The sequence below is a fragment of the Novosphingobium sp. genome (assembly GCF_049240505.1).
Classification (GTDB): domain Bacteria; phylum Pseudomonadota; class Alphaproteobacteria; order Sphingomonadales; family Sphingomonadaceae; genus Novosphingobium.
Genome location: NZ_JBMLSM010000027.1, coordinates 1 through 10048, shown reverse-complemented (window position 1 = coordinate 10048; position 10048 = coordinate 1). Strand labels below are relative to the sequence as shown.

General features: G+C 61.6%; 12 protein-coding genes. 8 read left to right on the top strand and 4 right to left on the bottom strand.

Translation table 11 applies throughout. The features are described from left to right. Positions 1 to 1016: phosphoenolpyruvate carboxykinase (ATP) (locus ACOVQ0_RS02745; RefSeq protein ID WP_421879967.1), on the bottom strand; the 1016-nt coding region annotated here is incomplete at its 3' end. 254 nt (positions 1017 to 1270) lie between these two features. On the opposite strand from ACOVQ0_RS02745, the gene ACOVQ0_RS02740 reads away from it, so the two are divergent. The 8 genes from ACOVQ0_RS02740 (at position 1271) to ACOVQ0_RS02705 (ending at position 7187) form a co-directional block, all read left to right on the top strand. Further along, positions 1271 to 2026, top strand: coding sequence for a response regulator transcription factor (locus ACOVQ0_RS02740; RefSeq protein ID WP_421879965.1), 756 nt, complete (start codon positions 1271 to 1273; stop codon positions 2024 to 2026). A gap of 7 nt (positions 2027 to 2033) precedes the next feature. Beyond that, positions 2034 to 3599 (top strand): ATP-binding protein, encoded by a 1566-nt coding sequence (locus ACOVQ0_RS02735; RefSeq protein WP_421879963.1) that lies wholly within the window; start codon positions 2034 to 2036, stop codon positions 3597 to 3599. Further along, positions 3596 to 4030: an HPr kinase/phosphorylase gene (locus ACOVQ0_RS02730; RefSeq protein WP_421879961.1), complete on the top strand. Its 435-nt coding sequence runs from the start codon at positions 3596 to 3598 to the stop codon at positions 4028 to 4030. The genes ACOVQ0_RS02735 and ACOVQ0_RS02730 overlap by 4 nt, the downstream gene beginning before the upstream one ends. A gap of 63 nt (positions 4031 to 4093) precedes the next feature. Next, positions 4094 to 5011, top strand: a complete 918-nt coding sequence (rapZ, locus tag ACOVQ0_RS02725; RefSeq protein ID WP_421879959.1) for an RNase adapter RapZ — start codon at positions 4094 to 4096, stop codon at positions 5009 to 5011. Positions 5012 to 5177: 166 nt separating this feature from the next. Next, positions 5178 to 5582: a PTS sugar transporter subunit IIA gene (locus tag ACOVQ0_RS02720; protein ID WP_168853661.1), complete on the top strand. Its 405-nt coding sequence runs from the start codon at positions 5178 to 5180 to the stop codon at positions 5580 to 5582. A 1-nt stretch (position 5583) separates the two neighbouring features. Next, on the top strand, positions 5584 to 5880 hold the full coding sequence (locus tag ACOVQ0_RS02715) for an HPr family phosphocarrier protein (protein WP_421879956.1): 297 nt from the start codon (positions 5584 to 5586) through the stop codon (positions 5878 to 5880). A 40-nt stretch (positions 5881 to 5920) separates the two neighbouring features. Then, positions 5921 to 6724, top strand: coding sequence for a TrmH family RNA methyltransferase (locus ACOVQ0_RS02710; protein WP_421879953.1), 804 nt, complete (start codon positions 5921 to 5923; stop codon positions 6722 to 6724). A 67-nt stretch (positions 6725 to 6791) separates the two neighbouring features. After that, the gene (locus ACOVQ0_RS02705; RefSeq protein WP_421879950.1) at positions 6792 to 7187 is read left to right on the top strand and encodes an META domain-containing protein; all 396 of its coding nucleotides are present in this window, start codon (positions 6792 to 6794) and stop codon (positions 7185 to 7187) included. Here ACOVQ0_RS02705 and ACOVQ0_RS02700 read toward each other — a convergent pair whose 3' ends face one another. From ACOVQ0_RS02700 to def, 3 genes are all read right to left on the bottom strand, one after another. Continuing rightward, positions 7188 to 7958 (bottom strand): hypothetical protein, encoded by a 771-nt coding sequence (locus ACOVQ0_RS02700; protein ID WP_421879947.1) that lies wholly within the window; start codon positions 7956 to 7958, stop codon positions 7188 to 7190. Then, positions 7955 to 9475 carry a DNA recombination protein RmuC gene (rmuC, locus tag ACOVQ0_RS02695; RefSeq protein WP_421879944.1) on the bottom strand — a complete coding sequence of 507 codons (1521 nt, stop codon included), beginning with the start codon at positions 9473 to 9475 and terminating at the stop codon, positions 7955 to 7957. Before rmuC ends, ACOVQ0_RS02700 begins: the two co-directional genes overlap by 4 nt. 91 nt (positions 9476 to 9566) lie before the next feature. Continuing rightward, positions 9567 to 10048: peptide deformylase (def, locus tag ACOVQ0_RS02690; protein ID WP_421879941.1), on the bottom strand; the 482-nt coding region annotated here is incomplete at its 5' end.

The following is a 10048-nucleotide window of genomic DNA, read 5'->3' as shown; positions in this document are numbered from 1 at the left end:
CCGAGGTTCTTCTCGCTGGTGTTCGGGATGAACTCGATCGGATAGGCGCCGCGGGTATTCTCGGTCTTGCTGGAATCGGTGAAGTCCAGCTCACGCGTTGCCTCGTCCATCGTCACGTTCTCGAGGATCGTGCCGAACATCTTGGTCGTGGCGTAGATTTCCGGCTCACCCTCTTCGGAGAGGTTGATCATCTTTGCATAGCAGCCGCCTTCGAAGTTGAACACGGCAGTGTCCGACCAGCCATGTTCGTCATCGCCGATCAGGGTGCGCGAAGCGTCAGCCGAAAGCGTGGTCTTGCCGGTGCCCGAAAGGCCGAAGAAGATAGCGCTGGTCCCATCGGCACCGATGTTGGCCGAGCAGTGCATCGGCATGACGCCCTGTGCCGGCAGAAGGAAGTTGAGGAGGCCGAACACGCCCTTCTTCATCTCGCCCGAATATTCGGTATTGCCGATAAGGATCAGCTTTTCGGTGAAGTTGACTGCGATCACCGTATCGCTCCGGCAGCCATGCCGTTCAGGATCAGCCTTGAAGCTGGGCAGGTTGAGGATGGTGTATTCGGGCACGAAAGAGGCCAGCTCGTCTGCCGTGGGGCGCACCAGCAGGGTGCGGACGAACAGGCTGTGCCATGCCATCTGCGTGACGACGCGGACGTTGACGCGGTATTCGGGCTGGCTGCCGCCGAACAGGTCAGCCACGTAAAGCTCTTCCTGACCCTGCATGGCAGCGATGAAATCGGCCTTCAGGTTGGCCCAGTGATCAACCGACATCGGCTGGTTGATCTTGCCCCAGTTGATCGTATTTTCGGTCGTAGCGTCACGGACGACGAACTTGTCTTTCACGCTGCGACCGGTGAACTTGCCGGTGTCGACCAGCAGCGCGCCGTCCTTCGTCAACCGCCCTTCGCCCTTACGGACTGCGTGTTCGACAAGAGGCGCTGTGCCGAGGTTGGCGAACAGTTCTGCCGGTTCGGGAAAACCCTGGCTGGCGAGGGACACGTTCAGGCTGGTATCGGACACTTCTGGCCTCCCGTTGGTGGCGCCGGAGGGTGCTGATCACCCTGCGGCGCACGGTTTGCGAATACGAATGCACTGATTCTCGACCTGCGCATAGTGTGCTGCCTTTGCTGCGTCAAATGACACGCGACAACGAAGTTTTTTGCGCAACAAGTTGCGCGTCATGCAACTGCTAGAATGCTGCAATGCAGCGAAAAACATCGTGAATTTGCTGGGAAGTTGCAAGGTTTGCCACTGATCGATAGATGCTTTGGGCGATGGCCAGCCAGCATCCTGCCCGCCCGCACGCGCCCGATGCCCCGCGCACGATCGCGCTGGTCGATGATGACCGCAACATCCTAACAACTGTTTCTATTGCGCTGCAGACTGAAGGCTTCGCCACGCGGCTCTACAACGATGGCGATACCGCGCTGAAAGCGTTGCTGGACAATCCGCCCGATCTTGCGGTGTGCGATATCAAGATGCCGCGCATGGACGGCCTGGAACTGCTGGCGCGCCTGCGCGAGAAAAGTGACTTGCCGCTGATCTTCCTCACCAGCAAGGACGACGAGGCGGACGAGGCACTGGGCCTTTCGATGGGTGCGGACGACTATATCGCCAAACCGTTCAGCCAACGCCTGCTGGTGGCACGGATCAAGGCTATTTTGCGCCGCAGCGATATCGTGCGGCGCGAGGCTGCGGAAGAGCAGCCCGATGGAGTGCCTTTGCCCGATCCAATCCGGCGTGGACGCTTGGTAATGGACCCGGCGCGCCATGCGGTAACGTGGAATGACGCGGCAGTATCGCTGACGGTGACGGAGTTTCTTATCCTTGAGGCGCTGGCGATGCGGCCCGGCGTGGTCAAGACGCGCAACCAGTTGATGGACGCAGCCTATCACGACGATGTTTTTGTCGATGATCGCACGATCGACAGCCACATCAAGCGCCTGCGCCGAAAGTTCCGCGCGGTGGATGGCAAGTTCGGTGGCATCGAAACGCTCTATGGTGCGGGCTACAGCTTTGCCGAAGAGTGACCGCAGCATGGCCGCCCGCCCGCGTGGGCGGCGGTTGCGCAGCCTTTGGCGCATACGGGGCGTTTCGCTCACCACGCGCATACTATTCGTGAATGTCATCGCGCTGGCGCTGCTGGCGGGCGGATTCTTCTACCTCGACAGTTATCGCAAGCAGTTGATCGAGGAACGGTTCAAGCTGGCGCGCGCCGAAGTGGAAATCGCTGCCGACGGGCTGACGGACGCCGACATGGACCAGCGCAAGGCTCTGCTGGCGCGCGTTGGAACCGAGCAGATCCTGCGGTTGCGGCTTTACGATGCCGAAAGCCACCTGCTTGCCGACAGCTTTCTGGAAGCGCAGCCATCGTTCCGACTGATCGATCCAGAAAGCGAACCGTGGTATCAGAAGGCCGCGCGTTTGCTGGACAGGGGTGTGGACTTCATCGTCAACGCGCCGACGATCGAGCGGTATAGCGACACTTCAGAGCGCCCGGCGGGAAGCTGGCCGGAAATTCAGGCCGCGCGGGCATCGGGCCGGACTGAGGTTTACCTGCGCTATGCGCCGGATCGCACACCCGTGATCACCGCCGCCACGCCGGTGGGCGAAAAGGGCGAAGTGCTGTTGAGCTTGCGCAACGCTTTGGACGTTACGCAATCGGTGCGCGATGCGCGGCAAACGCTGGTGATTATCATCGGGCTGGCCCTGTTGCTTTCGGTGCAACTCTCGCTGTTTCTGGCGCGGACCATCGTGCAGCCGTTGCGTGCGCTGGTGCGGGCTGCGGTACGGGTGCGGCTGGGGCGTGAGCGCGAAGTGGTGGTGCCGCGACTGCCCGATCGCGGTGACGAGATCGGTCTGCTTGCCCGTGCCGTTTCCGATATGACCACGGCGCTGCGCCAACGCATCGATTCGGTCGAGACGTTCGCTGCCGATGTGGCGCACGAACTCAAGAATCCGCTCGCCTCACTGTCCAGCGCGCTGGAAACGATGGAGCGGGTGGAAGACCCGGCGTTGCGCCGCCAGCTTGCCGATATTGCCGCGCACGATGTGCAGCGGATCGACCGTCTGATCACGGAAATTGCCGATGCCAGTCGGATCGACGCTGAACTGAGCCGCGCGACTTTCGTGCCCGTGGATCTTGCCGCGCTGGCATCGCAGGTTATCGGTGCGCGTGACGTGCGGACGCGCGGTTCCATTCCCATCCGTTTGCGCCGTGAAAGCGGGGATGCCGTGGTGCCGGGTGACGCGGCGCGGCTTGAGCGCGTGCTGGAAAATCTGCTCGATAATGCCGTGTCGTTTTCGCCTGCGGGCGGTGAGGTGGAACTGGTTGTGTGGGGAGATGGGGAGGCAGCGCATGTTGGCGTGGCCGACGAAGGCCCCGGCGTTCCTGCGGCCGAGCGCGAAAAGGTATTTGAACGATTCCATTCGGTGCGTCCCGCCGAGGAGGCGTTCGGCGCGCACAGCGGGCTGGGCCTTGCCATTGCGCGCACCATTGCAGAAGCGCATGATGGGACGCTGACCATAGGCGATCGGCCTGATGGCAAGCCCGGCGCGTGGCTGGTGCTGAGCGTGCCGCTCGAAGCGGAAGATGAGGAATGAGCGAAGCCAGACAATTCGGCTGCGTGGCGATCGGTGGGCGCGGCGTGTTGATTGATGGTGTACCGGGCGCGGGCAAATCGAGCCTTGCGCTGGCACTGATCGATCGCGGAGCCATGCTGGTGGGCGATGATGGCGTGATGCTGGAAGCACGGAGCGGGGGGCTGATCGCCGCGCCGCATCCGCGTATCGCCGGAAAGCTGGAAGTGCGCAACGTGGGGCTGGTGGACTTTCCGGTTTCGGTGCCCGTCCCGGTAGCGCTCGTGTTGCAGCTCGATGATGAAGCTCCACGTTTTATCGACGTGGCGGAGCGGGTTGAGGTTCTGGGCGTAGACTTGCCACTGGTGCGGCTCTGGCCGGGCGGCACGATGCTCGCCTTGCGTGCCGAACTCGCGCTGCGGAAATACGGCAAGACGTTTGGCGCGTTTTCCTGAATGGGGACAGCGAGGAACTGCGGACTTCCCAAGCGCTGCGAGAGGGCGCAAAGCTGATCGACCATGACGCAGGATTCTGCCCCGCAACGCATCCTTCTGGTTACCGGCCTGCTTGGCGCGGGAAAGACGACGGCGTTGCGCACGCTGGAGGATCTGGGCTGGGAAGCGATCGACAACTTCCCGATTCGCCTGCTTGACCGCCTGCTTGAAACGGAGCCGGGATCGGCGCGGCACGAATCGGGTGCGCGGATGGCCATCGGTTTCGATACGCGCACGCGGGGGTTCGACCCTGCGCGAACGATAGAACTGGTCAAGAAGCTGTCGCAGCGCCGCGATCTTCAGATCACCACCCTGTTTCTCGATTGCGGTGGGGCAGAGCTGGAGCGCCGCTATAACGAAACGCGCCGCCGCCATCCGATGAGCGAGGACAAGCCGGCTGCCACCGGCATTGCGGCAGAGCGCGAACTGCTGGAACCCCTGCGCCGCTGGGCAGACGTGGTGATCAGCACGACAAGCTTTACCAGTAATGATCTGCAGGCAGCGATTCGCGCGCAGTTCGGCGGCGAAAGCGCGGCGGAGCCGACGCTGACGATCAGCAGTTTCGGTTTTTCGCGCGGCACGCCGCCGCTGGCCGATCTGGTGTTCGACATGCGTTTTCTTGCCAATCCGCACTGGGTGGATGACTTGCGTCCGCAGACGGGGCGCGATGCGGCAGTGGGGGATTATATCCGCGAAGATCCCGCCTTTGCCGAAGCTTTTGCGCGGATTCGCGATCTTCTGTTGCTGCTGGTTCCCCGCTATCGCGAACAGGGCAAAGCCTATGTTCACGTGGCCTTCGGCTGCACCGGGGGCAAGCATCGTTCGGTGTTCATGGCCGAGCAGATCGCTTCCGCCTTGCGCGAAGAAGGATTTTCACCCACATTGTTGCATCGCAACCTCGCTTCGCGGGCGGCGGACCTGCTCGAAGGGCAAAAGCCTTGAGACAGAACCCGTTCACAGCGCGAGGGAAAAGAAGAATGGGTGGGGCAGCACTGGAAGCCATGCATTTCGATTCCCAGTCGTCTTGCGTGTCTGGCATTTTGGCCAAGCTTGCGTTCATCGCGCGGGCGGCAGAATGCTCGGCCGCACTTCGGAGCCTGTCCCTTTCATGATCGGTCTTATCCTGGTTACCCACGGCGCGCTCGCCGACGAATTCATCCATGCGATGGAACACGTTGTCGGGCGGCAAAGCGATGTCATCGGCGTGTGCATCGGTCCCAACGATGACATGGAAAAACGCCGCAAGGAGATTGCCGACGCGATAAAACGCGTGGACAGCGGCGAGGGCGTGATCATCCTCACCGATCTGTTCGGCGGCACGCCATCGAACCTTGCGATCTCGCTGATGCAGGCGGGCCGGGTTGAGGTGATTGCCGGAATCAACTTGCCCATGCTGATCCGCCTCGCCAAGGCACGCGGCTGCATGGGCGTCAAGGAAGCGACAGCGGCGGCACGCGATGCCGGACGCAATTACATAACGATCGCTTCCGAGTTTCTCGGACAGGATGCATGAAATGGCTGAACAGGGTTACGTCACCCGCGAAACGGTGACGATCGTCAACCAGCGCGGTCTTCATGCGCGCGCCAGTGCCAAGTTCGTGAATGCGGTGGCCAAGCTGCCTGCCGGTTTCGATGTGACAGTGGCCAAGGACGGCACCGATGCGGCCGGCGGCTCTATTCTTGGCCTGATGATGCTGGGCGCGGCCAAGGGCGATACGGTGGATGTTGCCGTTGCCGGGCCAGAGGGTGAGGCCGACGCGATCCTGATGAAGCTGACCGGCCTGATCAAGGACGGCTTCGGCGAGGATTGATTCGCTTGCCGCGATGCTGCGCCTGCCGCATGGGGACGGCATGACGCGCAAGATCATCACCGGCTATTCCAACCCCACGGTCAAATTCGTCCGCAGCCTGCGGGAAAAGAAGCATCGGCGGCGCGAACGCAAGTTCCTTGCTGAAGGCTTGCGCCTTCTGACTGACGCGCGCGAGGGTGGGCGACTGCCTGAGATCCTGCTGATGGCGCAGGGGCGAGAAGGCCATCCGCTGCTTGATGATCTGGAAGTTGCGGTGGCACACATTGGTGGCGAGGTGATCGAACTGCCGCTGGATATCCTTGCGAAAGTGACCGGCAAGGAGAACCCGCAGGCGGTGGCGGGGGTTTTTGCCGAATGGGATACCTCGATCGCGCTGGTGGACCGCAATGCCGCGCCGATCTGGCTGGTGGCGCACGCGATGCGCGATCCCGGCAATCTCGGCACGATGCTGCGCACCGCCGATGCCGTGGGCGCGGGCGGATTGATCCTGATCGACGACTGCGTGGACCCGTTTTCCGTAGAAGCCGTGCGTGCCAGCATGGGGGCGATTTTTACGGAGAAGCTGGCGCAGGCACGGTGGGACGAGTTCCTTGACTGGCTGCGCCAAGGCGAAGGCCAGTTGGTAGCGGCGTCCTTGCGCGAATCCGTGCCCTATCGCGGCGCGGCTTATTCGGCCCCCTGCTTCGTGATGGTTGGCAATGAATCGCGCGGGCTGCCGGAAGACTACGAGATGGCCTGCGACTTGCGCGTGACCATGCCGATGAAGGGCCGCGCCGACAGTCTCAATGCCGCCGTGGCCGGGGCAGTGCTGGCTTACGAAGTGCTGGCAACGCTGGAAGCGTGAACGGGACCGTACTGGCCGGTTAATCCTTCGGTCAGTCGCATGGGTGTATGAGAGCGTAATGCGCTTCATGCTCGCCCTTTCCCTTGCCGCTGCTGCCGTGTTGGGCGGCTGCGCTACCGCGCCCAGCGGTTCAGCGGGATTGGCTGGCACGCAATGGACGATTACGCGGATTGATGGCGCTGCTCCTGCATTTCCCGAAAAGGCGGCGATGCGTTTTGACGATATCCGGCTGTCTGCAAATGTTGGCTGCAACGGCATTGGCGGCGATTATCGCGTCGAAGGCGGGCGGTTGCTGGCAGGTCCGCTGATGGCCACGCGCATGTTCTGCGAAGGACCAGTGTGGCAGCAGGAGGAAGCCGTAAACGCGCTGCTCTCCGCCGCGCCGGAAATGCAGCGCAGCGGATCGACCATGCGGCTGGTGTCGGGCGGTCATGCGATTGACCTGCAGCTTGTGCGCGGCTGATCAGTCCCCCGCTATGAAGGCGGTAATGCGCCACACGCCATCCTTGGGTTCCGCGATCAGGCGATAGTCCAGCAGGCTGCGCAGCTTCGCGGTTTCGATCCAGCCTTTCCGGCCATTGTCGAGGGTGACGCGGGTGGCCTTTGCCTTTGGATCAAAGCTCATTGGATCAATGCCGACGATGAACCACCCCACCGGGCTGATGGCCTCGCTGCCGGGTTTTTCGCGCAAGGGCGTTTCATCACCCAGAACCAGCATGGCGTTGTAGCTGTCGACCGCTTCGGGCACGTTCCAGAACACCCACGGCATCGCAGCCAGACCACCCTCCACCGCGCAACCCAGTGGCAGGATCGCGCTGAGTTCCTGCCAAAGCCCGGCTTCGGGATCGGCAAGGCGCTTCTTCAGTTCTGCTGTCCCGCTGCCCCCACCATAATCAAGCGCGATGTCAGGCGTGGCAAGGGCGGCAAACGCCTCGGCGTCGCGCGCCTTGATCGCCGTGACAAGCGATTTGTGGAACGCGGGCCATCCGGGCTTGTCCGCGCAATCATCACGCGGGGCATAGCGGATCCCGGCAAGCGCCAGCGGTTCTTCCGCAGCGGTGCTGGCAGGAACGCTTGGTTCCGGTTCAGGCGGGGCGACGGGGCTGGCGAGAGGTTGCGGCAGGACTGATGCTGCTGCCACGGCAGACGGTTCAGGCGTCGGTTCGCTGCTACACCCCGCCAGCATCATAGCGACGGCAAGGGTGGTGCAACGATGCCGATGCCGTCCAGTCATTCCGCAGCAACATCTCCTTCATCGTTGGCAACCGATGCCAGTGCCGCCGGTTCCGCATCGGCATAACGCGGCGCGGATTCTACCAGAGGGACTTCTTCGTTGATTTCACGCTTGCCAATTTTGATGTGCTTTTCCGTTAGCCTACGAGCACGGCTTAGGACATTGCCTTCATACGTCCTTGCAAAGTCGTTGAACGAGTTAACCGCTCGACCCAAATGCACGCCGGTCTTCATCAGGTCATCCTGCGTTTTTGCAAGGCTATCATAAAGATCTGATGCCAACTTGCCGATTTCGCGTGCTTCCTTTGCTAAGCCTTCTTGCTGCCAAACTTGTGCAATCGTCCGCGCGATCGCTACGAGATTTGTTGGGCTTGCGAGCAAAACTTTGTTTCGGAAGGCGAAGTCCCAAAGGTTGGAGTCATGTTCCAGCGCGGCAGCAATGAAATGTTCGCCGGGAACGAACATAAGCACGTAGTCCGGTGCGTTCTCGAACTGAGACTGGTAGCTTTTTGTGCCAAGAGTTTGAATGTGATTGCGCATAGATGCGGCGTGTTGATCAAGATGCACCTTCCGCGTTTCATCGCTATCAGCTTCGAAGGCATCCTGATACGCGTTCAGCGACACTTTGGCATCGATTACTAATTGCTTGTTTCCTGGAATCCGCACAATCGCGTCAGGGCGAAGACGGCCATCTTCGGTGTTGATTGAGTGCTCGGTTACGAAGTCTGTATGCTCGGACAACCCGCACTGTTCGAGCACATTGCGAAGTTGTTGCTCGCCCCAGCGGCCACGCGCTTTTGGAGCATTCCGCAATGAATTGCCCAAACGCATCGCTTCGGTTCGAACTGCTTCTTGCCCGATCCTCAGAGCGTCGATCTGACCGAAGAGTTGACCAAAGGCATCGACGCGCTGCTTCTCAAGGCTCTGGACCTGCTCTTCATAGCTGCGCAGCCGCTGATCGACCGGGGCCAGCAGCGATTTGAGGCGTTCCGCGCTCGTCTTCTCGCTTTCCTCGAACCGGGATTGCGCGCGCGTCAGGAAGGCTTCCTGCGCTTTTTCCAGCACCTTGTTGCCCGCGTTCTCGAATTCCTTGCGCAGCGCTTCCTGCGCTTCGATCAGCAGGCGCTTCTGCTCTGCGAAGTTTTCGGCATCGGCCTTCATGCGTTCAAGCGCTGTGCGGAAACTGTCGCGTTCGTCGCGGATGCGGGCAAGTTCGGTGCGGACCGTTTCTGCATCGGCAGCACTTTGCCGCGCGGCGGCAAGGGCAGGGGCAAGCTGGTCCCGTTCGCGCCGGATCGAGGACAGTTCTGCCGAAAGCGCGTCGAGCCCCTTCACCCGCTCGCTCATCGCGGCAAGGTCAACGGTCATCGCCTTGACCGTGCCTTCGTGGGCTTTCGCCTCGGCATCGCGCTGGTCGGCCCGCGCGCGCCATTCGGCCACAGGGCGTGAGCCAAGGAACCAGCCGACGCCTATGCCGATGACAAGAGCCACGATTACAAGAATCAGGTTAGAGTCCACGCTTGCTCCGCATTAGAACGAAGCGTGAACTTAACCTCTGTTCAGTCGTCTGGCAATCGACCCTCGCGGCTTTTCCGCAAGGGTCGTGCAATCACGCCACCTTGCGCAGCTTTTCCAGCTTCTTGAGCGCCATGTTGCGCTTCAGGCGTGAGAGGTGGTCGATGAAGAGGATGCCTTCGAGATGGTCCATCTCGTGCTGCAGGCAGGTCGCCATGAGGTCGTCCATCGCTTCCTCATGCGTGTTGCCGTCCAGATCCTGCCAGCGGGCGCGGATGCGGGCGGGGCGTTCGACCTCGGCATAGATTTCCGGCACCGAAAGGCAGCCTTCCTGATAGAGGCTCAGGTCTTCGGAAGGGTCGAGAATTTCGGGGTTGATGAACACGCGCGGCTCGCGCTTGGTCGGCGTGTGATGATGGTGGTGGCCATCGTGATTGCAAGCAACCGGCTCTGCATCCGGGTCTTCGGGCTGCAGGTCGATCACCAGCACCCGCAGCGGCACGCCCACCTGGATTGCGGCAAGGCCGATGCCGGGGGCATCGTACATCGTCTCGAACATGTCTGCGACGAGCGTCT